The organism is Streptomyces sp. NPDC028289, assembly GCF_055565975.1.
Map to the genome: position 1 here is coordinate 197,384 of NZ_JBVHTI010000004.1, position 26,675 is coordinate 224,058.

The 26,675-nt window shown below is 71.6% G+C and carries 23 protein-coding genes; 13 read left to right on the top strand and 10 right to left on the bottom strand.

The window, feature by feature from the left end; all coding sequences use genetic code 11:
• Positions 1 to 165: 165 nt before the first annotated feature.
• From ACZ4UV_RS20895 to ACZ4UV_RS20905, 3 genes are read right to left on the bottom strand one after another with little or no spacing between them, the layout of a single operon-like run.
• The gene (locus tag ACZ4UV_RS20895; protein WP_467839683.1) at positions 166 to 1,017 is read right to left on the bottom strand and encodes an ABC transporter permease; all 852 of its coding nucleotides are present in this window, start codon (positions 1,015 to 1,017) and stop codon (positions 166 to 168) included.
• The gene (locus ACZ4UV_RS20900) at positions 977 to 1,804 is read right to left on the bottom strand and encodes an ABC transporter ATP-binding protein (protein WP_451021126.1); all 828 of its coding nucleotides are present in this window, start codon (positions 1,802 to 1,804) and stop codon (positions 977 to 979) included. The genes ACZ4UV_RS20895 and ACZ4UV_RS20900 overlap by 41 nt, the downstream gene beginning before the upstream one ends.
• Positions 1,801 to 2,256 carry a MarR family winged helix-turn-helix transcriptional regulator gene (locus tag ACZ4UV_RS20905; protein WP_451021127.1) on the bottom strand — a complete coding sequence of 152 codons (456 nt, stop codon included), beginning with the start codon at positions 2,254 to 2,256 and terminating at the stop codon, positions 1,801 to 1,803. Before ACZ4UV_RS20905 ends, ACZ4UV_RS20900 begins: the two co-directional genes overlap by 4 nt.
• Positions 2,257 to 2,545: 289 nt before the next feature.
• Between ACZ4UV_RS20905 and ACZ4UV_RS20910 the strand changes: the two genes are divergently transcribed.
• The gene (locus ACZ4UV_RS20910; protein ID WP_451021128.1) at positions 2,546 to 3,337 is read left to right on the top strand and encodes an RNA polymerase sigma factor SigF; all 792 of its coding nucleotides are present in this window, start codon (positions 2,546 to 2,548) and stop codon (positions 3,335 to 3,337) included.
• A 3-nt stretch (positions 3,338 to 3,340) separates the two neighbouring features.
• Here the strand turns inward: ACZ4UV_RS20910 and ACZ4UV_RS20915 are convergent, their stop codons facing one another.
• Positions 3,341 to 3,658 (bottom strand): ANTAR domain-containing protein, encoded by a 318-nt coding sequence (locus tag ACZ4UV_RS20915; RefSeq protein WP_451021129.1) that lies wholly within the window; start codon positions 3,656 to 3,658, stop codon positions 3,341 to 3,343.
• Between the two features lie 127 nt (positions 3,659 to 3,785).
• Here ACZ4UV_RS20915 and ACZ4UV_RS20920 point away from each other — a divergent pair, with 127 nt between their 5' ends.
• Positions 3,786 to 4,601, top strand: a complete 816-nt coding sequence (locus ACZ4UV_RS20920; protein ID WP_451021130.1) for a VOC family protein — start codon at positions 3,786 to 3,788, stop codon at positions 4,599 to 4,601.
• 116 nt (positions 4,602 to 4,717) lie between these two features.
• Here ACZ4UV_RS20920 and glgX read toward each other — a convergent pair whose 3' ends face one another.
• Together glgX and ACZ4UV_RS20930 are read right to left on the bottom strand one after the other, a co-directional pair.
• Positions 4,718 to 6,826, bottom strand: coding sequence for a glycogen debranching protein GlgX (gene glgX, locus ACZ4UV_RS20925; protein WP_451018016.1), 2,109 nt, complete (start codon positions 6,824 to 6,826; stop codon positions 4,718 to 4,720).
• A gap of 23 nt (positions 6,827 to 6,849) precedes the next feature.
• Complete coding sequence (locus tag ACZ4UV_RS20930) at positions 6,850 to 7,353, bottom strand: pep a2 (RefSeq protein ID WP_451018017.1); 504 nt, start codon at positions 7,351 to 7,353, stop codon at positions 6,850 to 6,852.
• A gap of 304 nt (positions 7,354 to 7,657) precedes the next feature.
• On the opposite strand from ACZ4UV_RS20930, the gene ACZ4UV_RS20935 reads away from it, so the two are divergent.
• From ACZ4UV_RS20935 to ACZ4UV_RS20970, 8 genes are all read left to right on the top strand, one after another.
• Entirely contained in the window at positions 7,658 to 7,951 is a 294-nt protein-coding gene (locus ACZ4UV_RS20935) for a DUF5133 domain-containing protein (RefSeq protein WP_390044972.1), read from the top strand.
• 101 nt (positions 7,952 to 8,052) lie between these two features.
• A complete protein-coding gene (locus ACZ4UV_RS20940; RefSeq protein ID WP_467839689.1) occupies positions 8,053 to 10,041 on the top strand; it encodes an alpha-1,4-glucan--maltose-1-phosphate maltosyltransferase in 1,989 nt (662 codons plus the stop codon).
• Complete coding sequence (gene treS, locus ACZ4UV_RS20945; protein WP_467839692.1) at positions 10,038 to 11,756, top strand: maltose alpha-D-glucosyltransferase; 1,719 nt, start codon at positions 10,038 to 10,040, stop codon at positions 11,754 to 11,756. The genes ACZ4UV_RS20940 and treS overlap by 4 nt, the downstream gene beginning before the upstream one ends.
• Before the next feature lie 31 nt (positions 11,757 to 11,787).
• Positions 11,788 to 13,143: a maltokinase N-terminal cap-like domain-containing protein gene (locus tag ACZ4UV_RS20950; protein WP_451023234.1), complete on the top strand. Its 1,356-nt coding sequence runs from the start codon at positions 11,788 to 11,790 to the stop codon at positions 13,141 to 13,143.
• Between the two features lie 4 nt (positions 13,144 to 13,147).
• Positions 13,148 to 15,370 (top strand): 1,4-alpha-glucan branching enzyme, encoded by a 2,223-nt coding sequence (glgB, locus tag ACZ4UV_RS20955; RefSeq protein ID WP_467839695.1) that lies wholly within the window; start codon positions 13,148 to 13,150, stop codon positions 15,368 to 15,370.
• Positions 15,371 to 15,476: 106 nt separating this feature from the next.
• Positions 15,477 to 16,565: a glutamate--cysteine ligase 2 gene (locus ACZ4UV_RS20960; RefSeq protein ID WP_467840700.1), complete on the top strand. Its 1,089-nt coding sequence runs from the start codon at positions 15,477 to 15,479 to the stop codon at positions 16,563 to 16,565.
• 141 nt (positions 16,566 to 16,706) lie between these two features.
• On the top strand, positions 16,707 to 18,611 hold the full coding sequence (locus tag ACZ4UV_RS20965) for an AMP-dependent synthetase/ligase (RefSeq protein WP_467839697.1): 1,905 nt from the start codon (positions 16,707 to 16,709) through the stop codon (positions 18,609 to 18,611).
• Positions 18,612 to 18,705: 94 nt separating this feature from the next.
• The gene (locus ACZ4UV_RS20970) at positions 18,706 to 19,140 is read left to right on the top strand and encodes an ATP-binding protein (RefSeq protein ID WP_451022907.1); all 435 of its coding nucleotides are present in this window, start codon (positions 18,706 to 18,708) and stop codon (positions 19,138 to 19,140) included.
• Between the two features lie 52 nt (positions 19,141 to 19,192).
• On the opposite strand, the gene ACZ4UV_RS20975 is transcribed toward ACZ4UV_RS20970, so the two are convergent.
• Positions 19,193 to 20,002: a methyltransferase domain-containing protein gene (locus ACZ4UV_RS20975; RefSeq protein ID WP_467839700.1), complete on the bottom strand. Its 810-nt coding sequence runs from the start codon at positions 20,000 to 20,002 to the stop codon at positions 19,193 to 19,195.
• A gap of 257 nt (positions 20,003 to 20,259) precedes the next feature.
• Between ACZ4UV_RS20975 and ACZ4UV_RS20980 the strand changes: the two genes are divergently transcribed.
• Both ACZ4UV_RS20980 and ACZ4UV_RS20985 read left to right on the top strand, forming a co-directional pair.
• Positions 20,260 to 21,636: an NAD(P)/FAD-dependent oxidoreductase gene (locus ACZ4UV_RS20980; protein WP_451021435.1), complete on the top strand. Its 1,377-nt coding sequence runs from the start codon at positions 20,260 to 20,262 to the stop codon at positions 21,634 to 21,636.
• A 37-nt stretch (positions 21,637 to 21,673) separates the two neighbouring features.
• The gene (locus ACZ4UV_RS20985; RefSeq protein WP_467839703.1) at positions 21,674 to 23,908 is read left to right on the top strand and encodes an FUSC family protein; all 2,235 of its coding nucleotides are present in this window, start codon (positions 21,674 to 21,676) and stop codon (positions 23,906 to 23,908) included.
• 7 nt (positions 23,909 to 23,915) lie between these two features.
• Here ACZ4UV_RS20985 and ACZ4UV_RS20990 read toward each other — a convergent pair whose 3' ends face one another.
• The 3 genes from ACZ4UV_RS20990 to ACZ4UV_RS21000 all read right to left on the bottom strand — a co-directional run bounded on the left by ACZ4UV_RS20990 (position 23,916) and on the right by ACZ4UV_RS21000 (position 25,826).
• Positions 23,916 to 24,266: a DUF5133 domain-containing protein gene (locus tag ACZ4UV_RS20990; protein WP_467840702.1), complete on the bottom strand. Its 351-nt coding sequence runs from the start codon at positions 24,264 to 24,266 to the stop codon at positions 23,916 to 23,918.
• A 54-nt stretch (positions 24,267 to 24,320) separates the two neighbouring features.
• On the bottom strand, positions 24,321 to 25,154 hold the full coding sequence (locus ACZ4UV_RS20995; protein WP_467839706.1) for a SigB/SigF/SigG family RNA polymerase sigma factor: 834 nt from the start codon (positions 25,152 to 25,154) through the stop codon (positions 24,321 to 24,323).
• 252 nt (positions 25,155 to 25,406) lie between these two features.
• Positions 25,407 to 25,826 (bottom strand): ATP-binding protein, encoded by a 420-nt coding sequence (locus tag ACZ4UV_RS21000; RefSeq protein ID WP_451021438.1) that lies wholly within the window; start codon positions 25,824 to 25,826, stop codon positions 25,407 to 25,409.
• A 397-nt stretch (positions 25,827 to 26,223) separates the two neighbouring features.
• Here ACZ4UV_RS21000 and ACZ4UV_RS21005 point away from each other — a divergent pair, with 397 nt between their 5' ends.
• A complete protein-coding gene (locus tag ACZ4UV_RS21005; protein ID WP_351497895.1) occupies positions 26,224 to 26,673 on the top strand; it encodes a cyclic nucleotide-binding domain-containing protein in 450 nt (149 codons plus the stop codon).
• Positions 26,674 to 26,675 lie beyond the last annotated feature (2 nt).

The window sequence follows — 26,675 nt, forward strand, 5'->3', positions numbered from 1 at the left end:
TGCTCAGCGCACTGTCAAATGAGCGGAATGCACTGTGGCCAGGGGGTTCGCCCGCTTTGATCGCTGATCAAGCGTTGCGCAGCGGTTATCCCGCCCCGGGGGTCCGGGGCGGGTCGCGGGCGCGTGCCGCACATCACGTCGGTGTACCCCGCACCTGCGGCCGGCTCAGCGAGCCAGGCGGCCGAGCAGCGAGGAGGCCGCGGTGATGCCGAGGACGGCGGCGACCGCCAGCACACCGAAGTCGAGGCCGAGGTGGGCGGGCGTGCCGAGCAGCAGGCCGCGCAGGGCGTCGACCTGGTAGCTCAGCGGGTTGATCTTGCTGACCACCTGGAGCCAGCCCGGCATGATCGCCACGGGATAGAGGGCGTTGGAGCCGAAGAACAGCGGCATGGTGATGGCCTGCCCGATGCCCATCAGCCGGTCGCGGCTGAGGACGATGCCCGCGATGCTCATCGACAGGCAGGAGAAGAAGGCCGAGGCCAGCACGACGGCCAGTCCGACGCCGAGGAGTTTCAGCGGGTTCCAGGTGAGGGATACGCCGAGGACGGCGGCGATGACGATCACCACGACGGCCTGGATGAGGGACTTCACGCCGGCCGCGAAGGCCTTGCCCGTGATGAGGGCCGAGCGGGGGGTGGGGGTGACGAGGAGCTTGTTGAGGATGCCGGCGTCGCGCTCCCAGATGATCTGGATGCCGTAGAAGATGGCGATGAACATCGCGGACTGGGCGATGATGCCGGGCGCGAGGTAGTCGATGTAGGGGATGCCGCCGGTGGGTATCGCCCGTATCCGGGTGAAGGTCTGGCCGAAGATCAGCAGCCAGAGGGCGGGCTGGATCGCGCGGGTGTACAGCTCTGTGCGGTCGTGGCGGAGCTTCTGCAGCTCCACCGCGCACATGGCGAAGACCCGGGCGGGAAGCAGCCGCCAGCCGGAGCGCGGCTGGGGCGGGGTCAGGAGCAGGGACGTGCCCGTGCGCTCAGCCGACACGGTTCGCGGTGCGGCGGGTGCTTCGGACATCGCGGAAACCTCCTGACTGGTCGTCGAGGCCGCTGCCGGCCACGTCGCGGAAGACGTCTTCGAGGGTGGGCAGGGCGTCGGTGGCCCGGCGTTCGGCGAGGCCGCGCCTGAGTTCGGCGGGGGTGCCGAGCGCGCGGATGCGGCCGCGGTGCATCAGGCCGACCCGGTCGCAGTGCTGGTCGGCCTCGTCCATGTAGTGGGTGGTGACCAGGACGGTCATGCCGGTCGCCGCGCGTACGGAGTTGATCTGGTCCCACACGCTGGTACGGGCGATCGGGTCGAGGCCGATGGTCGGTTCGTCGAGGATCAGCAGCCGGGGCGCGCTGACCAGCGCCTGGGCCAGTTCGAGGCGGCGGACCATGCCGCCGGAGTAGGTGCCGGCGAGCCGGTCGGCGGCGTCGGCGAGGTCGACGGCCTCCAGCGCCTCGGCGACCCGCGCGGCGCGCTCGCGCCGGGGGACGTCGAAGACGCGGGCGAACAGCTCGACGTTCTCACGTCCGGTGAGCCCGCTGTCGGCGGACAGCTGCTGCGGGACGTAGCCGAGCAGCCGGCGCACGGCCATCCGGTCCTTGCCGGTGTCGTGGCCGAAGACGCGGACCATCCCGGCGGGGACGGGCAGCAGGGTGGTGATGCAGCGGATGGCGGTGGTCTTGCCGGCGCCGTTGGGGCCCAGCAGGCCGAAGACCTCGCCCTCGCCCACGCCCAGGTCGAGCCCGTCGACGGCCTTGGTCTCTCCGAAGGAGTAGGAGAGTCCGGTGCAGGCGACTGCGGCGGTGTCCGTTGTCATGATTCCCCGGCCTCCTCATGCAGGGTGTCGGCCAGCCTCCGCAGCGCGGGAAGCGCCGCCCTGAGCGCCTCCCGGTCCGCCTCGTCCAGCCGGGCGACGTGACCGGCGACGAGTTCCGCGCGGCGGCGGTGCCAGTCGGCGAGTCGTTTCTCGGCGTCCTCGGTGAGCAGCAGCCGGGCGGCCCGGCGGTCGGCCGGGTCGGTCTCCCGGCGCATGAGGCCGTCCTTGACGAGCTGGTTGACCAGGGTCGACACCGAGTTGCCCGCCAGGTACAGCTCCTTGGCGGCGTCCGAGATGCCGATCCCGGGCCGGGACTCGACCAGGCGCAGCAGCTCCACCTCGGCGCCACGCAGCCGCGGCCGGGTGAGCCCGCGGCGCAGCCTGCGGCGGATCAGCCGCTGGATGCCGACCAACGCGTCGGCGAGTTCTTCCGGAAAGGTCTCCGATTCCACACCTCGAAGATTACCTCTGCTACAGAGATATCTCCCTCAAGGGACGGTCAAGGGGGCGACCAAAGGGGCGGCCGGCGAGAAGACCATGAGACGAATGAGAGCTTTCCAACCTTTTCATCCGAATTGTTTCGCCATACGCCGTTCGGGGCATTCGTAGTTCAGTGCTTCGGACCGGAGGCACGTGCGTGGGAGCCGGTTTCCGCCGGTCGCCCCCGTGTCCTCCCCAGGGTCCGAGCGCGTTCCTCCCACGGTGTCCGTCCACCAGCACCCGCCAAGGGAGGTGCGCGTGATGCGTGCCACCTGCACACCCAGGCCCCATCCCCACGACGACGCCCCGGACACGGCCCAGGCCTTCGTACGGCTGGCCGGACTGCCCGATGGCCCCGAGCGCCTGGCGCTCCGGGACGAACTGGTCGAGCTGTGGCTGCCCATGGCCGAGCGGATCGCCGTGCGGTTCCGCGGCCGGGGGGAGACCCTGGAGGATCTGTACCAGGTCGCCGCGCTGGGGCTCGTGAAGGCCGTCGACCACTACGACCCGGATCGCGGCCGGGCCTTCGAGGCGTACGCCGTACCGACCATCACCGGCGAGATCAAGCGCCACTTCCGGGACCACATGTGGACCCTGCACGTGCCCCGCCGGGTCCAGGAGCTGCGCAACCGGGTCCGGACGGCTCTCAAGGAGCTGGACCAGACGACCCCGGGGCGTCCGCCCACCGTCGCCGAGATCGCCGCCCGGACCCAGCTCACCGAGGAGGAGGTGCGGGCCGGGATGGAGGCCCTGGACTGCTACTCGACGCTGTCGCTGGACGCCGAGGTGCCCGGTGGCGACGGATACGTGCTCGGCGACACCCTGGGCACCGCGGACCCCGGCTACGACCTGATCGTCGACCGCGCGGCCGCGGAACCCTGCCTCCAGAACCTGCCCGAGCGCGACCGGCTCATCCTCTACCTGCGGTTCTTCCGCGGTATGACACAGAGCCGGATCGCCGAGCAGCTGGGCATCTCGCAGATGCATGTCTCCCGCCTGCTGAGCGCCTGCTTCGACCGGCTGCGCGAGGAGCTGCAGGCCGAGGCCGGCTGAGACTCACCCGGTGGGCGGCGCGCCGGGGATCTGGGTGGGGCCGTACCGTTCGAGGGCTTCCGCCAGCCCGACACGGATCTCGGCGGGCATGTCTCCGGTGCGCCCCCAGATCAGGATCAGGTCCGCGACGTTGCGCAGCTTGATGTTGGTGTGCTGGGAGACCTCCTTGAGCACCTCCCAGCCCTCGTCGGGCGTCACCCGGCCGAGCGCGACCACCATCCCGATGGCCTGGTCCACCACGGCATGGGACGCCACGGCCTCCTTGAGCTGGTCCACCTCTTCCTGCAGGTGGAAGATCCGGTCCTGCTCGGTCTCGCCCATCCATCCATCGTGTCACCCGTCTGGCTCCGTGCCACCGGGGTACTCGGCAGGCATTCCCACCACATCCGGTTGGAGACTGGTGGCAGACCGGTCGCCCCGCCGGCCCCGACACCAGGACGCGAGTGCCATGAACGACGACACGCCTCCCCCCTGCCCCGCGCCGAAGAAGCGGGCGGTGCTCTCCACGCACTCGGTCTTCGGTGCCCCGTGCTGGGTGAGCCTGACCAGCCGCGACCTGCAGACGACCGAGGACTTCTACAGCGCCGTGCTCGGGTGGCGATGGCGCAGCGTCAGGCTCGGCGACCACTTCCGGATCGCGTTGGCGGACGGGGTGCCGGTGGCGGGAATCGCCGCGGTCGCCGCGATGTGGCAGATGGCGGTGGCCTGGACGCCGTACTTCGCCGTGCCCGACGCGGACGAGGCGGTGTCCCGGGCCCGTGAGCGCGGCGGTACCCCCGCGGTGGGGCCGCTCTCCTTCCCGCCCGGCCGGGCGGCGCTGATCGCCGACCGGGACGGTGCCGTCTTCGGCATCTGGGAGGGGGAACTGGTCTCCAACTGGGAGACCTGGCGGCGGGCCGCCCCGACCTTCATCCGCCTGCACACCCGCAACGCCTTCGACTCCGCGATGTTCTACGGCGAGGTCCTCGGCTGGGCCTCCGACAAACCGGGCTGCTGCGAGGTCGAGTACGAGGGCGGCGAAGTGGTGCTGCGCAGCCGCGGCGACGCCGTGGCCCGTATCGACTCGGGGGCGGTGGAGGCGGCCCCCGATCCGTCGGTACGGCCGCACTGGCAGATCCACTTCGCGGTGTCCGACGTGGCGGCCTGCGCCCGGATCGCGGAGAAACACGGTGGCAGTGTGCTGAGCGAGGAGGACACCGAGGCGATCCTGCGGGATCCGGACGGCGCGCAGTTCACGGTGACGACGTCACGCGGGGCGCGCTGAGCCGTGGCGGGCCGCCGGGGTGGCCGGCTGCGGGTGCGTCGTGGCTGGTCGCGTAGTTCCCCGCGCCCCTGAAGGGGCGCTCACCGCAGCACCCCTGCTTTCAGGGGCGCGGGGAACTACCTCGACGGCCGCGACAGCACGACCATGCTGCGCGCCTCCACGCTCAGCCTCGTGCCTGCCTTGCGCTCGCGTTCGTCCGGGACGCCCTCCGGGTCGGCGGTGTCGATGAGCGTCGTCCAGCGCTCACCGTAGGAGTCGTCGGGCAGCCGGAAGTCGACCGGTTCCCAGTGGCTGTTGAGGAGCAGCAGGAACGAGTCGTCGATCAGGCGCCGCCCGTACGGGTCGCGTTCGGCGATGGCGTCACCGTTGAGGAAGACGCCGACCGAGTGCGCGTCGGGCCGCTGCCAGTCCCGGTCGGTCATCTCGCGGGCGTCGGGCAGCAGCCACACCAGGTCGGGCAGCGGCTGCCCGGGATGCATGGCGGTGTCGCCGAGGAAGAACCGCCGTCGGCGCAGCACGGGGTGGGCGGCGCGCAGCCCGATGACGTACCGGGTGAAGTCGGTGAGGCTCTGCTGCTCCTCGGTCAGTTCCCAGTCGATCCAGGAGACTTCGTTGTCCTGGCAGTAGGCGTTGTTGTTGCCGCGCTGGGTGCGGCCGAGTTCGTCGCCGTGGCTGAGCATGGGGATGCCCTGGGACAGCAGCAGCGTGGCGAGGAGGTTGCGCTGCTGGCGGGCCCGCAGGTCGAGCACGGCGGGATCGGTGGTCTCGCCCTCCGCCCCGCAGTTCCAGGACCGGTTGTGGCTCTCGCCGTCCCGGTTGCCCTCGCCGTTGGCCTGGTTGTGCTTGTCGTTGTACGACACCAGGTCGCGCAGCGTGAAGCCGTCGTGCGCGGTGACGAAGTTGACGCTCGCCCGCGGCCGCCGCCTGCTGGCCTGGTACAGGTCCGAGGAGCCGGTGAGCCGGGAGGCGAACTCGCCCAGCGAACCGGGCTCGGCCCGCCAGAAGTCCCGTACGGCGTCCCGGTAGCGGCCGTTCCACTCCGACCACAGCTGGGGGAAGTTGCCGACCTGGTAGCCGCCCTCGCCCAGGTCCCACGGCTCGGCGATGAGCTTGACCCTGCTGATCACCGGGTCCTGCTGGATCAGGTCGAAGAACGCCGAGAGCCGGTCCACCTCGTGGAACTGCCGGGCCAGGGTGGCCGCGAGGTCGAAGCGGAAGCCGTCGACGTGCATCTCGGTCACCCAGTACCGCAGCGAGTCCATGATCAGCTGGAGCACGTAGGGGTGCCGCATCAGCAGGCTGTTCCCGGTGCCCGTGGTGTCGTAGTAGTGCGCCCAGTCGCCGTCGACCAGCCGGTAGTAGGAGGCGTTGTCGATGCCCCGGAAGGACAGGGTGGGGCCCATCTCGTTGCCCTCGGCGGTGTGGTTGTAGACCACGTCGAGGATCACTTCGAGCCCGGCCGCGTGCAGCGCCTTCACCATCGCCTTGAACTCGTTGACCTGCTGGCCCCGGCTGCCGAAGGCGCCGTAGGCGTTGTGCGGGGCGAAGTAGCCGATGGTGTTGTAGCCCCAGTAGTTGGACAGGCCCCGGTCCTGGAGCACCCCGTCCTGCACGAACTGGTGCACCGGCATCAGCTCGACCGCCGTGACGCCGAGGGAGGTCAGGTGGTCGAGGACCGCCGGGTGCGCCAGGCCGGCGTAACTGCCCCTGAGCCGTTCGGGTACCTCCGGATGGGTGAGGGTCAGGCCGCGGACGTGGGCCTCGTAGATCACCGAGTCGGAGTACGGCCGGCGGGGCGGGCGGTCGTCGCCCCAGTCGAAGTAGGGGTCGGTGACCACGCCGAGCATCGAGTGCCCGGCGCTGTCGGCCGGGGAGGGGCCGCCGGGGGTGCGCTCGTAGAGGGAGGCGTGGTTGTCGATCTGGCCGTCTATCGCCAGAGCGTACGGGTCCAGGAGCAGCTTCGCCGGATTGCACCGGTGGCCGAGCTCGGGGTCCCAGGGGCCGGTCACCCGGTAGCCGTAGCGCTGGCCGGGCCCGATCCCGGGCAGGTAGGCGTGCCAGACGAAGCCGTCGACCTCGGTCATCGGCACCGTCGTCCCGGTCGCGGCGTCGTTCACCAGCACCAGTTCGACCCGCTCGGCGACTTCGCTGAACAGGGCGAAGTTGGTGCCCTGCCCGTCGAAGGAGGCCCCCAACGGGTAGGGGTGCCCGCTCCACACGGGCACCCCTTTCCGGGACTTCCTCGCCGTCACCGGGCGCCCTCCAGGACGCCGTCGGCGGCTGCGGCCAACTGGGCGACGGGAAGGGCGCGCGGCACCTTGAGGACCTGGCGCAGCCGGGGCGCCGGCCCGGTCGGGACCAGCGGGACGCGCTCCCCGGACCGGGCCCGTTGCGAGAACCAGATGATCTTGCTGCCGGTCTCCGAGGCGCAACACCCCCAGCCGTCGCTGGTCGCGGCCAGGTGCGCCAGGCACGGACGCAGATCCTGGTCGGGGCGGAGATCCCGGTCGTCGTCGCCGATGGCGGTGATGAGGTGCTGCCCGTTCCACCACATCTCGATGGACGTGTGTTTGTCCGTCGCGTGCTGGTCGATGGCGGTCAGCAGCAGTTCGGCACCGCGGCAGACGGGGTCCACGAGGTTGTCGAGGTCCCAGTAACGCAGATGGGCGGCCAGTATGCGGCTGACCTGTCCCACCCGTTCCGGGCTGACCTCCACGTCGAGGTGGTAGTAGCAGGGCACTGCGGTCTTCATTGTCGCTAGCTCCTCACCCGCGAAGCTCCCGCTCCCCCTCGCCCGTCCGGAAGTCCGTTCCGGAAGCGCAGCGTGAGCGCTGATCGCTCCTGAGTCACCTTCACTGTGGGGGCGCTACGCCATTCGTGCAACCTGAGAGCCGCATGAGGTAGTTGAAGATCCAACAAGACGCTCGGTCATCGTGCGTGCACCATGAGTGAAAGCCTCGATTCGCCGTAACGGCTCCGTGCTCTTCCGTGCCCGGACGCTCCCCCGCTCCGGGGACACGTGCCCATTCGAGAGCGTCGGAAGGAAAGACACGGCCATGCTGCTACCCGCGAAGGCCGAGGTGGCCCGGCAGCTGCGGCGCTACCGGGCGTGGGAGCGCGTCATGCTCGCCTCGCCGCAGGACCGCGAGGTGCGGTCCACCTTCGAGGACTCGGGCTACACGCTGTGTGTGCTGATGGGCAAGCGCTGCGCCCGGGAGGCGGTGGACGCGGCCGAGCGCTACCTGCGCACCAGCCTCGTCACCTATGTGCGGGAACAGGGTGGGCGGTCCCCGCTGAGCGGGAAGGTCCGGCAGGGGCCGCCGGCGGAGCGGCGTTCCGCGAGGCAGTGATCCCGCAGGCGGACCCGCGGGAAGACACCGGTCTTCCGGCACATTACGGACCGCGGAGCCGGGCCCCGGGCCCGGCCCCGCGCACGGCGGAGGTGAGACCCATGAAGGCGACTGAGGCCATCGGCCGCGTTCCGGTGCGTGACGTCCGGCCGGCCGTGGAGTGCGGCAGGCGGCCGGCGAAGGCGGTCCCCGGCGAGAGCTTCGAGGTCACCGCCACCGTCTTCCGCGAGGGCCATGACGCCGTCGGCGCCAATGTGGTGCTGTGCGACCCCGAGGGCCGCCCTGGCCCGTGGACGCCGATGCGGGAGCTGGTCCCCGGGACGGACCGCTGGGGCGCCGAGGTCACCGTCGACGGGAAACCGGGCCGCTGGACGTACCACGTGGAGGCCTGGAGCGCCCCGCTCGTCACCTGGCGGCAGCACGCCCGGGTGAAGATCCCGGCGGGCATCGACACGGGCCTGGTCCTGGAGGAGGGCGCCGAGCTCTACGAGCGGGCGGCCGCCGGAGTCCCGGAAGGACCCGAGCGCGAGCGGGTGCTCGCGGCGGCGCGGGCCCTGGGCAACGACTCCCTCCCCCTGCACACGCGGCTGGCGAACGCCCTGGCCCCGGAGGTCGACGAGGTCCTGGCGCGGTATCCGCTGCGGGAGCTGGTGACCGTCTCCGAGGAGCTGCCGCTGCTCGTGGAGCGTGAACGGGCGCTGTACGGCTCCTGGTACGAGTTCTTCCCGCGCTCGGAGGGCACGCCGGAGCGGCCGCACGGCACGTTCCGGACCGCGGCCCGGCGGCTGCCGAAGATCGCGGAGATGGGCTTCGACGTCGTCTACCTCCCGCCGATCCATCCCATCGGCACCACCTTCCGCAAGGGCCGCAACAACACCCTCACCCCGGGCCCGGAGGATGTGGGGGTGCCGTGGGCGATCGGATCGCCCGAGGGCGGCCACGACGCCGTCCACCCCGATCTGGGGACCCTGGAGGACTTCCGGTGGTTCGTGGCGGAGGCCGGCCGGCACGGCCTGGAGATCGCCCTGGACTTCGCGCTGCAGTGCTCGCCGGACCATCCCTGGGTGGAAAAACACCCGGAGTGGTTCCACCACCGGCCCGACGGCACCATCGCCTACGCCGAGAACCCGCCGAAGAAGTACCAGGACATCTACCCCATCGCCTTCGACGCCGACATGGCAGGCCTGATCACCGAGACGGTCCGCGTGCTGCGGCACTGGATGGACTGCGGGGTGCGGATCTTCCGCGTGGACAACCCGCACACCAAGCCGGTGGTGTTCTGGGAGCGGGTGATCGGCGAGGTCAACCGCGCCGACCCGGACGTCATCTTCCTCGCCGAGGCCTTCACCCGGCCCGCGATGATGCGCACCCTGGCCCAGATCGGTTTCCAGCAGTCGTACACGTACTTCACCTGGCGCAACAGCAAGCAGGAACTCACCGAGTACCTCACCGAGTTGTCGGGCGAGTCGGCTGCCTCCATGCGGCCGAACTTCTTCGCCAACACCCCGGACATCCTGCACGCCTACCTCCAGCACGGCGGCCGTCCCGCCTTCGAGGCCCGTGCCGTGCTCGCCGCCACCCTCTCCCCCACCTGGGGCATCTACAGCGGCTACGAACTCTGCGAGAACACCCCGCTGAAGGAGGGCAGCGAGGAGTACCTCGACTCGGAGAAGTACCAGCTCAAAGCCCGCGACTGGGCCCGCGCCGAGACCGAGGGCATCGCCCCCCTCATCACCCGCCTCAACACCGTCCGGCGCCGCCATCCCGCGCTCCGGCACCTGCGCAACCTGCGTTTCCACCATACGGACAACGAGTCCGTCATCGCGTACAGCAAGCGCACCGGGCCGGACACGGTTCTGGTGATCGTCAACCTTGATCCGCACCACACCCAGGAGGCCACGGTCTCGTTGGACATGCCGCAACTCGGCCTGGACTGGCACGCCGTCCTGTCCGTGCAGGACGAACTGACGGGTGAGACCTACTCATGGGGCAGGACCAACTATGTGCGCCTCACTCCCGGCCGGACGCCGGCGCACGTGCTCCAGGTAGGGCGGCCGACACCAGCGAACGGAGGGCCCAGCGCGTCATGACTGTCAACGAACCCGTCCCGGACACCTTCGAGGACACTCCCGCGAAGGACCGGGACCCGGACTGGTTCAAACGCGCCGTCTTCTACGAGGTCCTGGTCCGCTCCTTCCAGGACAGCAACGGCGACGGCATCGGCGACCTCAAGGGCCTCACCGCCAAACTCGACTACCTGCAGTGGCTCGGCGTCGACTGCCTCTGGCTGCCGCCCTTCTTCAAGTCCCCGCTGCGGGACGGCGGTTACGACGTCTCCGACTACACCGCCGTACTCCCCGAGTTCGGCGACCTCGCCGACTTCGTGGAGTTCGTCGACGCCGCCCACCAGCGCGGCATGCGCGTCATCATCGACTTCGTCATGAACCACACCAGCGACCAGCACCCGTGGTTCCAGGAGTCCCGGAAGAACCCGGACGGCCCGTACGGCGACTTCTACATGTGGGCGGACGACGACAAGCAGTACCAGGACGCGCGGATCATCTTCGTGGACACCGAGGTCTCCAACTGGACCTACGACCCCGTGCGCGGCCAGTACTACTTCCACCGGTTCTTCTCGCACCAGCCCGACCTCAACTACGAAAACCCGGCCGTCCAGGAGGAGGTACTGGCGGCGCTCCGGTTCTGGCTGGACCTGGGCATCGACGGCTTCCGCCTCGACGCGGTGCCGTACCTGTACGCCGAAGAGGGCACCAACTGCGAGAACCTGCCGCCCACGCACGAGTTCCTGAGGCGGGTCCGCCGCGAGATCGACGCCATGTTCCCGGACACCGTGCTGCTGGCCGAGGCGAACCAGTGGCCGGAGGACGTCGTCGACTACTTCGGCGACTACGACAAGGGCGGCGACGAGTGCCACATGGCGTTCCATTTCCCGGTCATGCCGCGGATCTTCATGGCGGTACGCCGGGAATCGCGCTACCCCGTCTCGGAAATCCTCGCCAAGACCCCCGCCATTCCCTCCGGCTGCCAGTGGGGCATCTTCCTGCGCAACCACGACGAACTGACCCTGGAAATGGTCACCGACGAGGAACGCGACTACATGTGGGCCGAATACGCGAAGGACCCGCGTATGCGCGCCAACATCGGCATCCGCCGCCGCCTGGCCACCCTCCTCGACAACGACCGCAACCAGATCGAACTCTTCACCGCCCTGCTGCTGTCCCTGCCCGGCTCACCGATCCTCTACTACGGCGACGAGATCGGCATGGGCGACAACATCTGGCTCGGCGACCGCGACGCGGTGCGCACCCCCATGCAGTGGACCCCGGACCGCAACGCCGGCTTCTCCTCCTGCGACCCCGGACGCCTCTACCTGCCCACGATCATGGACCCGGTCTACGGCTACCAGGTCACCAACGTCGAGGCGTCGATGTCCTCGCCGTCGTCCCTGCTGCACTGGACCCGGCGCATGATCGAGATCCGCAAGCAGAATCCTGCCTTCGGACTGGGGTCCTACACCGAACTGCAGTCCTCCAACCCGGCGGTCCTCGCGTTCCTGCGCGAGTACGAGGACGACCTGGTCCTCTGCGTGCACAACTTCTCCCGCTTCGCCCAGCCCACCGAGCTCGACCTGCGGGCCTTCGACGGCCGGCACCCGGTCGAGCTGATCGGCGGGGTACGCTTCCCCGCCATCGGTGAACTGCCGTATCTGCTCACCCTCGCGGGGCACGGCTTCTACTGGTTCCGGCTCTCCCGAGTCGCCTCCCGCATCGGCCGTCGGCGCTGAGCGTGCGGAGCCGAGGAAAGGACGCGTCACCATGACGAAGACCGTTGACCTGCCCCGGAGCACGACGGCCGGACTCGACCGGTCGCTGGTCTCGCTGGGCGGGCTGCTGCGCGACTGGCTGCCCCGGCAGCGCTGGTTCGCGGGCAAGGACCGGCCCGTCACCGAGCTGTCCGTGCTGTCCGTGACCGAACTCTTCCCCGGCTGCCTCCACCTGCTGGTCCACGCCGACCACTCCCCGCACGGCGGCACCACCCCGTCCGGTGACTGCTACCAGCTCCTGCTCGGCGTCCGCGAACACCGCGCGCCCCGGCTGGAGCGGGCCTACATAGGCCGGGCCGAGGAGGGCCCACTGGCCGGACTCGCCCTCTACGACGCCCTGCACGACCCGCGCGCCGCCGAACTCCTCCTGGAACGGCTGCGCATACCCGGCACGGCCGGCCCACTGCGCTTCGAGACCGCCCCGCAGGCCCGGATACCCGGCGGACTCGCGCCGCGGCTGCTGGACGCCGAGCAGTCCAACTCCTCCCTGGTGTACGGCGACTCCTACATCCTGAAGGTGTTCAGGCGGATACAGCCCGGCGTCAACCCGGACCTGGAGGTGCCCGGCGCGCTGGCCGCGCAGGGCTGCGCACGGGTGCCGGCGCCGGTGGCCTGGTTCCGGACCACCGAGCCGAGCCCGGCGACCCTCGGGGTGCTGCAGCCCTTCCTGCCGGACGCGGCCGACGGCTGGACCCTGGCGCTGCGCGCGCTCGCGGCCGGGGACGACTTCACCACCGAGGCGCACGAGCTGGGGCGCGCCACCGCGGACGTGCATCTCGCGCTCGCCGCCGCCTTCCCGTCCGCCGTCCACGACGAACACAGCCGCACGGCCGGGGCGATGTCGGCGCGGCTGGACACGGCCGCGGACGCGGTGCCGGTACTGCGGCCGTTCGTCCCCGGGCTGCGCGGCGCCTTCGAGGCGCTCGCCAGCTGCGACGCGGGGCCGCTCGCCCAGCGGATCCACGGCGATCTCCATCTCGGTCAGGTGCTGCGGGCGGACCACGAGTGGTTCGTCATCGACTTCGAGGGCGAGCCGTCCCGGCCGCTCGCCGAGCGGCGCAGCACCCAGTCGCCGGTACGGGACGTCGCCGGGATGCTGCGCTCCTTCGACTACGCGGCCCGCCAGCGCCGCCCCTGGCGCCCGGAGTGGGCCCGCCGCTGCCGGGAGGCCTACTGCGCGGGTTACGCTGCGCGGGCCGGCTGGGACCCGCGCAGGAAGCACGCACTGCTGCGCGCCCACGAGACGGACCGCGCGGTGTACGAGGTGGTGTACGAAGCCCGGCACCGGCCGGCCTGGCTTCCGGTTCCGATGGCCGCGATCGAGCGGCTCGCCCGCTGGAGAGGCTGACGTCATGGCACTGCGCGACTCCTCGCTCCCGGAGCCCTCCGGCCCCTCCCGTCCCACGGCCCCGCCCCTGGACGCCGCCGACCGCGGGCGCCTGCTCGCGGGCACCCATCACGATCCGCACGCCCTGCTCGGCGCCCGCCCGGTGGACGGCGGCACCCTCTTCCGGGCGCTGCGCCCGCACGCGCGCGCCGTGAGCGTGCTCGTCGACGGGGTGCGCAGCCCCCTGGCACCGGAGGACGACGGGCTCTTCGCGGCGGTGCTGCCGTACGCCGAGGTCCCGTCGTACACCCTCCTCGTCGAGTACGAGGGCGGAGAGGACGGGGAGGGCGGCGAGCACGAGGTCCACGACCCGTACCGCTTCCTGCCCGCGCTCGGTGAGTTCGACCTGCATCTGATCCGGGAGGGGCGGCACGAGCAGCTGTGGAAGGCGCTCGGTGCCGAGCCGATGACCCATGACGGCGTGGCCGGCACCCGGTTCACGGTGTGGGCGCCCAACGCCCAGGGCGTAAGGGTGGCCGGGGACTTCACGTGCTGGGACGGCACGCAGTTCCCGATGCGTTCGCTGGGCGCGGCCGGGGTGTGGGAGCTGTTCCTGCCGGGGGTGGGCGAGGGTGCCCGGTACAAGTTCGAGATCACCTCCCGGTACGGCGGCCGGTTCCTCAAGGCGGACCCGATGGCCAGGCGGACGGAGGTGCCGCCCGCGACCGCGTCGATCGTGACGGCGTCCCGGTACGAGTGGGGTGACGCGGAGTGGATGGCACACCGCGGCGACACCCCCGTGCACGAGGCGCCGTTCTCGGTGTACGAGGTGCACCTGCCGTCCTGGCGCCCCGGCCTGGACTACCGGCAGCTGGCCGAGGAACTGCCCGCCTACGTCGGCGACCTGGGCTTCACGCACGTCGAGTTCATGCCGGTCGCCGAGCACCCCTTCGGCGGCTCCTGGGGCTACCAGGTCACCGGCTTCTACGCGCCGACCTCCCGGCTCGGCACCCCCGACGACTTCAGGTACCTGGTCGACGCCCTGCACCGGGCCGGCATCGGCGTGATCATGGACTGGGTGCCTGCGCACTTCCCCAAGGACGACTGGGCACTGGCCCGCTTCGACGGGGACCCGCTGTACGAGCCCGGGGACGAGCGGCGGGCCGAGCATCCGGACTGGGGGACCTACGAGTTCGATCTCGGGCGGGTGGAGGTGCGCAACTTCCTGGTCGCCAACGCCGTGTACTGGTGCGAGGAGTTCCACGTCGACGGGCTGCGGGTGGACGCGGTCGCCTCGATGCTCTACCTCGACTACTCGCGGGACTCCGGGCAGTGGACGCCGAACGTGTTCGGCGGGCGCGAGGACCTGGACGCGGTGGCGTTCCTCCAGGAGATGAACGCCACCGTGTACCGGCGGGCGCCCGGGGTGGTGACCATCGCCGAGGAGTCCACGGCGTGGGGCGGGGTGACCCGGCCGACCGACAGCGGCGGCCTGGGCTTCGGGCTGAAGTGGAACATGGGCTGGATGCACGACTCGCTGGAGTACATGTCCCACGAGCCCGTCCACCGCAAGTACCACCACAACGAGATGACCTTCTCGATGGTGTACGCGTACAGCGAGAACTACGTCCTGCCCATCTCCCACGACGAGGTCGTGCACGGAAAGCGCTCGCTCGTCTCCAAGATGCCCGGCGACTGGTGGCAGCAGCGCGCCAGCCACCGCGCGTATCTGGCCTTCATGTGGGCCCATCCGGGCAAGCAACTGCTCTTCATGGGGCAGGAGTTCGCCCAGGGCGGCGAGTGGTCCCACGCCGACGGCCCCGACTGGTGGCTGCTCGACGCCGGGTACGGGGCCGAGGCCGATCACCGGGGTGTCCGGGATCTGGTCCGCGATCTCAACTCCGGGTACCGCGCGCACCCCGCGCTGTGGCAGCGGGACACCGATCCGGCGGGTTTCCAGTGGGTCGTGGGTGACGCGGCCGAGGACAACGTCTTCGCCTTCCTGAGGTTCGATGCCGAGGCCCGGCCGCTGCTGGCGGTCTCCAACCTCTCCCCCGTGGTCCGTCCCGGCTACCGGCTGAGCGTGCCCAAGGGGGTCCCCGTCTGGCAGGAGATCCTCAACACCGACAGTGCCCGGTACGGCGGCGGGGACGTCGTCAGCCGGGGGCCGCTGCTGGCCGACGACGGGGCTCTGCGGCTCACGCTGCCCCCGCTCGGCACGGTGTGGCTGGAGCCAGTCGCCCCGTAGCCCGCCGAGGGCCGCGGTACGTGTTTCCGCGGCCGGGGCCGGGCAGTCCGGGATGAAAGACCTCGCCGCGCCCGGTCGCGGCCCGGCCGGAGGGCGGTTGCCCGTGCTGCGTACCGTCGGAGTGGAGGAAGAACTTCTGCTGGTCCACCCGGACAGCGGGGAGCCCATGCCCTGGTCGGCCGCCGTGCTCGACCGGGCCGCCCAGGACGACCCCGGGCAGGCCATGTTCCAGATGGAGCTGTTCGGTCAGATGCTGGAGCTGGCGACCAGTCCGCAGCGGGACATGGCGGAGCTCGGCGCCGAGATCGTGCGGTGCCGCAAGGAGGCCGGCCGGCTGGCCGGCGAGATCGGTTGCGCGGTCGCGGCACTCGCCACCTACCCCCTGCCGGTCGACCCGGCGCTCACCAGGCACGAGCGCTACCACTGGATGGCCGGGCGGTACGGTGCCGCGATGGTGGACTGGTTCGTCTGCGGCTGCCATGTGCACGTGTCGGTGGAGTCCGACGAGGAGGGCGTCGCCGTCCTCGACCGGATCCGGCCCTGGCTCCCGGTGCTGCGCGCGCTCAGCGTCAACTCCCCGTTCTGGCAGGGCCGGGACTCCGGTTACGCCAGTTTCCGCAGCCGGCTGTGGGCGCGCGGCCCGTCGGCGGGGCCGACCGAGCTGTTCGGCTCGCCCGAGCGGTACCGGCGGCGGGTCGCGGACATGGTGGCCAGCGAGGTCATCCTCGACACGGGGATGGTGTACTTCGACGCCCGCCTGTCCACGCGCTACCCGACGGTGGAGATCCGGGTGGCCGACGTGTGCCTGCGGGCGGACACCACCGTCCTGGTCGCCACGCTGATCCGCGCCCTGGTGGAGACGGCCGCGCGTGACTGGCGGGCCGGACGGCCGCCGCTCGACCACAGTGTGAGCATGCTCCGGCTGGCCTCCTGGCAGGCCGCCCGCGTCGGCCTGGAGCAGGACCTCCTCGACCCCGTGACCATGCGGCCCCGGCCCGCCGTCGAGGTGGTGCGCGCGCTCCTCGCGCACACCGCGCAGGCGCTCGCCGACAGCGGTGACACGGTCGGCGCCGAGGAAGCCGTCGCACAGTTGCTGCACAGGGGTACCGGCGCCCGCGAGCAGCGGTCGTTCCTGGAGCGCACCGGGAGCCTGCGGGACGTGGTCGTGGAGTGCGTGCGCCGCACCCAGGGCTGAATTCCGGGGCTGAGCTTTGTCATCAGGTGGAAACGAGTTGACCGTTCCCGACACGAGCCGCACTCCCCTGGGCTAGATTCGACCCGCGTCGACAACAGTACCGATCGGGAGGGTAACCCTCCGTACATCCAGGAGCAGCGCATGCGCGACTACGCCCTCGCTCCGACGACCGCTTCGACCCTGACCGGCGGGCTCGCCGACAGCATCTTCGAGACGGCGGACCGGAACCCTACCCTGCCGGTGCTGGCGCGCCGGCCCGAGGGCGCCGCCGAGGGCTGGGAGGAGGTCACCGCGGTCGAACTGCGGGACGAGGTAGTCGACCTGGCCAAGGGGCTCATCGCGTCGGGGATCTCGCCCGGGCAGCGGGTGGCCGTGATGGCGCGGACGCGCTACGAGTGGACGGTGTTCGGCCTCGCGCTGTGGTCGGTGGGGGCGGAGGTCGTCCCGATCCACCCGACGTCCTCCCGGGACCAGGTCGAATGGATCCTGCGGGACGCCCGCTGCGTGGCCGTGGTGGTCGAGGACGAGCAGGCGGTGATGACCGTCGGCACCGTGTGCGAGGGGCTGCCCGGGCTCAAGCACGTGTGGCAGCTGGACGCGGGGGCGCTGCCCGAGCTGGTGCAGAAGGGCACGTACGTCCCGCTGACCACGGTGGAGTCGCTGCGCCGGATCGTGATGCCCGACTCGACCGCGGCCATCACCTACACCTCCGGCACCTCGGGCCGCCCGCTGGGCTGCGCGCTGAGCCACCGCGGGCTCGCGTACCCGTGCGACACCCTGCTGGCGGGCTGGGGGCACACCGCGGCACGCCCAGGCGAACAGGCCTCCGTCCTGGCCTTCCTGCCGTTCTCGCACGTGTACGGCCTGATGATCATGGTGATCTGTCTGCGCGGCGGGATCCTGATGGGCCACGAGCCGGAGATGACCGAGGCCGCGCTGGCCTCGGCGCTGGGCACGTTCCGGCCGACCTATCTGTACGCCGTGCCGTCGGTGCTGGAGAAGCTGTACAAGACGTTCCTGCGCACCTCCCAGCAGCACGGCCGGGGTGCCCTCTTCGAGCGGGCCGCGGAGACCGCGCGGGACTTCGCCGCGGCCACGGAGCGGCAGCGGCTGGGCACCGGGGCGGGCCCGGGCTTCGACCTGCGGCTGCAACACGCCCTGTACGAGCGGACGGTGTACCGCAAGCTGCGGGGGGCACTCGGCGGACGGGTGCTGCGCGCCACGTCCGGCGGCTCCTCGCTCAGCCGTGAACTCACCCTGTTCTACGAGGGCATCGGTTTGTACGTCCATGACGGCTACGGCCTCACCGAGTCCAGCGGCGGGATCACCATGCAGCCGCTGGGCCGGGAGAAGTCGGGCACGGTGGGCCAGGCCCTGCCGGGCACCCAGATCCAGGTGGCCGAGGACGGCGAGATCCTGGTGCGCGGTCCGTCGGTGTTCCAGGGGTACGTCGGCGACGACTACGCGACCCGGGCCGCGCTGCGCGGCGGCTGGCTGACCACCGGGGACATCGGACGGCTGGACCCCGAGGGCTATCTGACCATCACGGGCCGCAAGAAGGACATCCTCATCACGAGCAGCGGCAAGAGCGTGGCCCCGGCCCCGCTGGAGCAGCGGCTGCGGATGCACCCGCTGGTGCACCAGGCGGTGGTCGTCGGGGACGACCGGCCCTGTGTGGGTGCGCTGATCACCCTGGACCCGGACTTCCTCGCGCACTGGCGGGGGGCGCTGACGGTGCCGGGCGACTCGCCCGGGCGCGAGGCGCGCGAGGAGAACGCGCTGCGCGAGGAGATCGCCCGCGCCATCGCGTCCGCCAACAGCGTGGTGTCCCGCGCCGAGTCGATCCGCGTCTACCGGGTGCTCCAGGAACCGTTCGCCCCGGGCAACGGCATGCTCACCCCGTCGATGAAGCTGCGCCGGGACGCCATAGCGCGCCACTACGCGGCCGAGATCGACGCCATGTACCAGGCCCGCTCGCAGGCGGTGCGCCGCCCGGGCCGGCCCGACCCGGCCGACTGGGACGACTCGGACAACGTCTTCCGGTGAGGGTGACGCGTATCCGGTGACATGGTGGGAACTCGCAGCGAAGGAGAAGAGACCAGCGCGACGGGGGCACCCTTCCGGGACTGAAAGAGACGAGATGGGGACCGGACCACGGCGGGACGACAGAGGATCCGCGGAGGAGACCGACGCATGCGCGGTCCCCTTCCCGGGGCGGCTCCGTGATGTGACGGGCGCCCGGATCGCAGCCGACGGCTACCTCGTCGGTCTCGCGCGCACCTCGCCGCCCTCGGGTCCCGACTGCTGGAACGACATCCTGCTGGTCGTGACGGAGCTGGCCGCCAACGTGGTCCAGTACGCGCCGGGCCCCTTTGAACTGCGGATGCGCCGCACGTACGACGGGGTCCACGTCACCATGCACGACTCCAGCCAGGTCCGGCCCGAGCCGCGGCCCTTCCACCCGGACGGGGGCGGGGGCGGCATCGGCTGGCACCTGCTGCACACCCTGTGCGACCAGGTCAGCGTGGTCGTCACCGCGGACGGCAAGGACATCCACGCCTTCCTGCCCTGGTGAGGGGTGCCCAGGGGTGCCCCGGTGGGGGGTGCCCTCGTGGGGCCGGGTGCGGTCACTCGGCCCGGTGCGCGACCACTCCGAACATCGTCACCGACATGTGCACCGCGCCCTGCTCGGCGGCCTCGGCGAGATCGGCGTACAGAGTGTCCCGCTGTTCCTCGGTGACGGCGCCGGTGCGCACGGCGGCCTCGCCGAGCATGCGGATCAGCGGCCAGGCGACCGAGTCGTGGTCCTGGAGCAGGGCCTGCGAGCCGCGGTCGTCGACCACGAACCCGGCCGCGCTCAGCTGGCCGACCAGACGGCGCCCGGAGTAGGGGTTGGCGCCGTTGAGGGCGGCGGCGGTCAGGGCGCGCACCACCACCGGGTCGCCGGGGTGCAGGAGGGTGGTCCCCCAGTCGGTGTCGAGCACCGCCACCCGGCCGCCGGGGCGCAGCACCCTGGCCATCTCGGCGATCGCCCGGTCGGGGTCGTGGAGGTGCTGGAGGACCCGCTCGCACCACACGACGTCCATCGAGCCGTCCGGTACCGGCAGCGCCTCCGCCTCGCCCTGCAGGAAGCGGGCCCGGCTGTCGGCGGACCGCTCCTCGGCGACCGCGCGCAGACTCGGGTTGACCTCGACGCCGATGGCGACACCGTCCGGGCCGAGGGCGGCGGCCAGTGCCCGGGTCTGCGAGCCGGTGCCGGAGCCGACGTCGAGGAGCCGCTCGCCGGGCCGCACCGCCAGCGCCTCCTCGGCCCAGGCGCGCAGCCGCCGTACGCCGGGGTTGGCGTCCTGGGAGTCCAGGGCGGCCACCAGCGGGGTCACACGGTCGGGGTCGATGTGCCGCTTCTGGAAGCCCGTTCCGGGCTGGGTCTGCGCCATGGCGGGCACTCTACTGGCGTATGTGATCGCCGCGGGACGGCCTTTGACCGGACGGAAGTCCGCCGCATATCTGTGCGACAGCCGGTTTCTCCCGGCGATCCAGGGGCATGCTGGAGCCCACGCGTTCGTCTGCCTGCTCCGCCCGGCTGGCGGAACGGCGTCGGGCACGGTGGGATCGATGTGGTGCGAAGCAAGCGTTCCTGGGCACGCGGACGGCCTCGAGCCGAACGGCCCGGAGCAGCGGAAAGGGATACACCGTGACACGACCCAGGATCCTGGTGGTGGGCGCAGGCTTCGCCGGAGTGGGATGCGTGCGCCGCCTGGAGCGGAAGCTCTCCCCCGACGAGGCCGACGTCACCCTGGTCTCGCCGACCTCCTACCAGCTCTATCTGCCTCTGTTGCCACAGGTCGCCTCGGGTGTGCTGACGCCCCAGTCGATCGCCGTGTCGCTGCGCCGCAGCAAGCGGTACCGCACCCGGATCATCCCGGGCGGCGCGATCGGCGTGGATCTGAAGTCCAAGGTGTGCGTCGTCCGCACCATAACCGACCAGCTCGTCAACGAGCGGTACGACTACATCGTGCTGGCTCCGGGCAGTGTCACCCGCACCTTCGACATTCCCGGCCTGACCGAGCACGCGTTCGGCATGAAGACCCTCGCCGAGGCCGCCTACATCCGCGACCACGTCATCGCCCAGCTCGATCTCGCCGACGCCAGCGACGACCCGGCCGAACGCGCCGCGCGGCTGCAGTTCGTGGTGGTCGGCGGCGGCTACGCGGGCACCGAGACCGCGGCGTGTCTGCAGAAGCTCACGCACGCGGCGCTGCACCGCTACCCGAACCTGGATCCGAAGCTGATCAAGTGGCACCTGATCGACATCGCCCCGAAGCTGATGCCGGAGCTCGGCGACAAGCTCGGCCGCAGCGCCCAGGAGGTGCTGCGCCGCCGCGGCGTGGACGTCTCCCTCGGGGTGTCGATCGAGAAGGCGGGCCACCAGGAGGTCACCTTCACCGACGGCCGGGTGGTGCCCACCCACACGCTGATCTGGACGGCCGGAGTGGTCGCCAGCCCGCTGATCGCCACCCTGGGCGCGGAGACGGTCCGGGGACGGCTCGCGGTCGACGCCGAGATGACGCTGCCCGGCCACGACGGGGTGTTCGCGCTCGGCGACGCGGCGGCCGTACCGGACAAGGCGAAGGACGAGCCGGGCGCGGTCTGCCCGCCGACCGCGCAGCACGCCATGCGGCAGGGCAAGGCGGTCGCCGACAACGTGATCGCGACCCTGCGGGGCCAGGCGCTCCACCCGTACGTGCACAAGGACCTCGGGCTGGTGGTGGACCTCGGCGGCAAGGACGCGGTCTCCAAGCCGCTCGGCATCGAGCTGCGCGGTCTGCCCGCCCAGGCGGTGGCCCGCGGCTACCACTGGTCGGCGCTGCGCACCAACGTGGCCAAGACCCGGGTCGCGACCAACTGGCTGCTGAACGCGCTGGCCGGCGACGACTTCGTGCGCACGGGCTTCCAGGCCCGCAAGCCCGCCCGGCTCAAGGACTTCGAGTACACGAACACGTATCTGACGCCGGAACAGGTCCGGGCGCGCGCCGAGGGCCCCGAGGACCCCGGCGGCTCGCCGGCGTGACGCAGAGCGCGGCCCGGTGAGAGCGGCGGGGCGGCCGGTGCGGGCGGAGCTTTGGGGGCGGCTCGCGGCGGCCGACCCCGGGCTGCTCCGGTTCACCGCCGGTCTGCGCACGGTCACGTCGATCGCGCTCACGCTCGCCGTGCTGGCGGCGCTGCGGGCCGACGTGTCCCATCTGGTGGCCGGGGCCATCACGGCGATGGTGGCCACCTTCGCGATCCGGGAGAAGGGGCGGGCGCAGCAGGCCGTCACGCTCGCCCTCGGCCTGCCGGTGGCACTCGCCTCGATGTCGCTCGGCGCGCTGCTCAACGCGCGGGTGGTGATGGGCGACCTGTTCTTCGTGGCGCTCATCTTCTGCGCGGTCTACGGCCGCCGCTTCGGCGACCGGGGCACGGCGCTCGGGCTGATCGGCTTCCAGATCTACTTCGCGTCGCTGTTCGTGCACGCGACCGTGGCCGCGCTGCCGGGCCTGTACCTCACGATCACGGTGGCGTTCGGCTGCGCGGCCCTGGCACGGTTCGTGCTGGTACGGCAGACCCCCGCGGGCATCCTGGCCCGGCTGCGGCGGGCCTTCCGCGTCCGGCTTGCCCAACTGGTCGCCGCGCAGGCCGAGTTGCTCGACGCCGGGCCGGACGAGCTGGACCGGGCGGTGGAGGAGGTCCGGGTCAGGACCGCCCGGCTGCACGAGACGGCGCTGCTGATCCAGGGGCGGCTGGCGGACGGCACCTCCGACGAGACGGTGGCGAGGCTGGTGCAGCGCCGGATCGCGGACGCGGAGATCGCCGCCGAGCGGCTCGGGCTGCTGCTGCTCACCGCCCGCAGCACCGGGCGGGCGGACACGCTCACCCTCCATCTGCCGGGTGCCCCCCTGCCGTCGGCCGTCGGGGAGCCGGTGCGGGACGAGGCGCTGGAGCGGCTGCGGCTCGATCTGGAGGCGCTGCGGCTGCTGGTGCTGCGGCCGGCCGGCCCCGGGAAGGGGACCGCGCTGGCCCGGCTGCGCAACCGGCTCCTCGGCTACCGGGAGGGGGAGAACCTGCCGGCCGCCTCGCCCGCCGTCCAGGACGTCTTCCGGGGCATCGGCGAGGCCGGGCGGGCGGTGCTGGGGCTGCGGATCGCCCTGGACGGGCCGCAGGACGAGTCCGACGACACCCCGGCCACCTCCCGGTCGCGGGAGGAACTGGACGCCGAGGACGCGGCCATCGAGGGCGCCGAGGAGGGCGAACGGCAGGCCGAGGAGGCGACCGGGCTGCGCCGGCCCACCACGCGGGCGGCGGTGCAGGTGGCGGTCGGCTCGTCGCTGGCCATCGTCGGCGGCGAGTTCCTGTCCGCCCAGCGCTGGTACTGGGCGGTGCTGACCTGCTGGATCGTGTTCATCAACACCTCGTCCACCGGCGAGATCCTGGTCAAGGGCTACCGGCGGCTGCTGGGCACGGTCCTCGGCGTGGTGGCCGGCATCGGGCTCGCGGGACTGGTCGGGCACCACACCTGGACGGCGTTCGGGCTGGTGCTGCTCTTCATCTTCGCGATGTTCTACTCGGCACCGCTGTCGTACACCCTGATGTCGTTCTTCGTGACGGCGATGCTGGGCCTGCTGTACACGCTCCTCAACACCTACAGTCTGGACGTCCTGGTGCTGCGGGTGGCGGAGACCGCGCTCGGTGCGGTGTGCGGGGTGATCGCGGCCGCGGTGGTGCTGCCGGTGCACACCGACCGCCGTACCGACGAGCTGCTCGTGACGACGCTGGACCGGCTGGCCGACGTGACCCGGGCCGCCGCCGACCAGTTGGGCGGGGCGCCGCCGGTCGACCTGGTGGAGAAGGCCCGGGACCTGGACCAGGCGCTGGCCGATCTGGCCGCGGCCGTCCAGCCGCTGACCCATCCGATCACCCCGCTGCGCTCCCGCCGGGACACCGCCCGCTATGTGGTGGCGCTGCTGGAGACCTGTGCCTACCACGCGCGGTCGCTGGCGGCCACGGCGGAGCTGCTGCCCACCCATCCGGCCATCGCGGCGGATCCCCGGCTGCGCGGGGCGGGACGGCGGATCGTGCACAACATCGAGGCGATCGCCGCCCATGTCGGGCAGGACGGGTCGGACGCCCGGATCGAGACCGGCCCCAGCATCGTGTCGATGCTGGAGCCGGGTACGTTGCGCGCCCCGCGCTACGGCAGGGTGACCGACCGGGTGCTGCGCCATCTCCAGCGCCTGGACGAGTCGGTGGCGGGCCTGGCCCGTCCGCTGCAGGTCCCCGTCCGGCAGCCCGTGCCCGCCCCCTGACGCCGGGTCACTCCGCCACCGCGATGCGGGCCGAGGCGCGGTCTCGCGCGTCCCCGAACGCCGTCGTCGGGACCGGCGGCACCCCGGGCAGGGCCGCGGTGGCCGCCGTCGGCGCAACCGTCGTGTCCGGTGCCGGAGGTGAGGGCGTGGCGGGGATGGTGACGGGCGGGAGGCCGGCTGTCGCGGCGGCGGCCAGGAGGTGGCGGGACTTCGCCAGGGCCGCGGCGATGTCGCGGGTTCCGGTGATCACGCAGAGCGTGTAGGCCAGGTCGCCCGCCTTCGGGTCCGGCGCCGTCTCCACGGTGCGGAGACTCTCGTACTCGTCCACGAGCCGGCGCAGCGTGGCGGGGTGGGGCATCAGCACGGCGTCACTCCTCGGTCGGTCGGAAGCGGTTCCACGGCGGTCGGGGGATCATTCGGCGGTCCGGCCCAGCGCCTCGGCGCGGACGCGGGCGCAGCTGCGGCTGATGAGGCGGGAGACGTGCATCTGGGAGATGCCCAGCTTGTCGGCGATCCGGCTCTGGGTCATGTCCTCGAAGAAGCGCATGTAGAGGATGGCCCGCTCCCGTTCGGGCAGCCGGCGCAGCCCCTCCTTGGCCGCTTCCCGGTCGACGACGACGTCGTAGGAGCCGTCGGCCTCGCCGAGGGTGTCGGCGAGGCTGTAGCCGTCCTCGCCCGCGGAGAGTTCGGCGTCCAGGGACAGGGTGCTGAAGCTCTCCAGGGCCTCGATGCCGGCGTTGACCTCGTCCTCGGTGAGCCCGGTGTGGGCGGCGAGGGCCGCGGTGGTGGGCTCGGCGGAGCCGGGGTTCTGGGTGAGTTCGCGGCGGGCCACCCGCACCCGGTTGCGCAGTTCCTGTACCCGGCGCGGTACGCGCAGCGCCCACATCCGGTCCCGGAAGTGCCGCTTGACCTCGCCGGTGATGGTGGGCACCGCGTAGCTCTCGAAGGCGCCGCGCGAGGGGTCGAAGCGGTCCACGGCCTTGACCAGCCCGAGGGCGGCCACCTGGCGCAGGTCCTCGACGGACTCGCCGCGGTCGCGGAACCGGCCGGCGATGCGGTGGGCCATGGGCAGCCAGGCGGCGACCAGTTCGTCGCGCAGGGCCTCCCGCTCGGGCCCGTCGTCGAGCGTGGCGAGCCGGGTGAAGAGGGCCACCGTGTCCGGGGCGTCGTCGTGGGTGCGGCGGGGCGTCGTGCGGGTGGTGCGGTCGGATGTGCGGGAACGGCTGGTCGACAAGTCGGTGGGCATGCGGATTCGCTCCTGAACTGTGGGTTTCAGGGCGTCACCGGAACGTGGTTCCGGGACTCGACCCGAACTGCGATGTCAGGGTCGCCGCGGAAGCACCACCCGGACCGCTCTACGGGCCCGGGGGCTGTCGAACGACTGCTCCCACTGGCGCGCGCCTCCGGTCCGAAGCACGACACTCCGCCTGCCCCTTCGATCCGGGCCCAAACACCGTTCCCGGCACCAGCCCCTCCGCGGGCCAGCCCCTCCGCGGGCTCAGCGCAGGGGCACGACCGCGGTGATCCGCTTGCCGCCGCAGGGCAGTCCGGCGACCTCCACGTCCCGGGCCAGCCGGCAGACGATGGGCCAGCCCCGGCCGTGCGGCCGCCACCGGCGGTCCTCGTCGACGGCCCGTTCGGCCACCGGTATCTCGTCGCTGCGGTCGCTGACGGACACCCGTACCGCGCACCCCTCGACGTCGACGGCGAAGCCGGTGATCCCGCCGCCGTGCAGAATCGCGTTGGTGGTCAGTTCGGAGGTGACGAGCAGGGCGTCGTCGAGGGCTTCGGCGGGGCACGGTACGGCGCGTCGGGCGACGGCGCCGCATACCGCTCTGCGGGCGTCGGCCGGCCGCAGCGGCGGCCGACGGGACTCAGGTGGTGCCATGGTTGACTCGGTCCGGTACTTTTCGTACATCCTTTCGCTCCCTGGGTGGTGGACCGGTTGGTCGGCTCAGTCCCGTCCGTACGGGGCTCTACTCTTCGGCTCACCGGTCGGGGCGCGGCCAAACCCTTCGCGGGCGACCGGGGCTCCCCAAAGTGAAACAGGTCACGTACCCTGTTCACGACTACGCGAAATAGCTCTGGATGGTTTACCGTTCACCCATAAGTGGTCGAGGAGTTGACAAGCAGGTCCTCCCGAACCACTTCTGACGGCCCTGGCTGGCCTCCCCCGTCCAGCCAGGGCTTTTTCACGCCCGGACCGGTTTCCGACGGCGATTCTCACCTTCTTCGAGGTGCCCGGCGGGGCGGCAGCGGCTGAAATGGGCGTAGGGAAAGCACCCCGTACCCTCGCCGGCGAGGAGCCCCGTGCCATGACCAAAGCCATCAAACTGCTCACCGCCCTGCCCCAGGCCCAGCGCGAGCGCCTCATGGAACTGGCTCACGAGGTGTCCTTCCCCGAGGACTCCAGGATCTTCGAGGCCGGCGGCACCGCCGACCGCTTCTGGGTGATCCGCTCGGGAGCGGTCAACCTGGACCAGGAGGTGACGACCCACAAGCGGGTCACCGTCGCCACTCTGGGCGCCGGCGACCTGCTCGGCTGGTCCTGGCTGTTCCCGCCGTACACCTGGGACTTCGGGGCGGTGGCCTTCAGCCAGGTGCGGGCCTACGAGTACGACGCCTCGGCCGTGCTCGCGCTGTGCGTGGAGGATCCGCTGCTCGGTCTGTCCCTGGTACGGACGGTCGCCGAGATCCTCGCCAGCCGCCTGGAGGTCACCCGCGGCAAACTCCTCGACGCCTACGTCGGACGTCGGCCCGTGTAGCC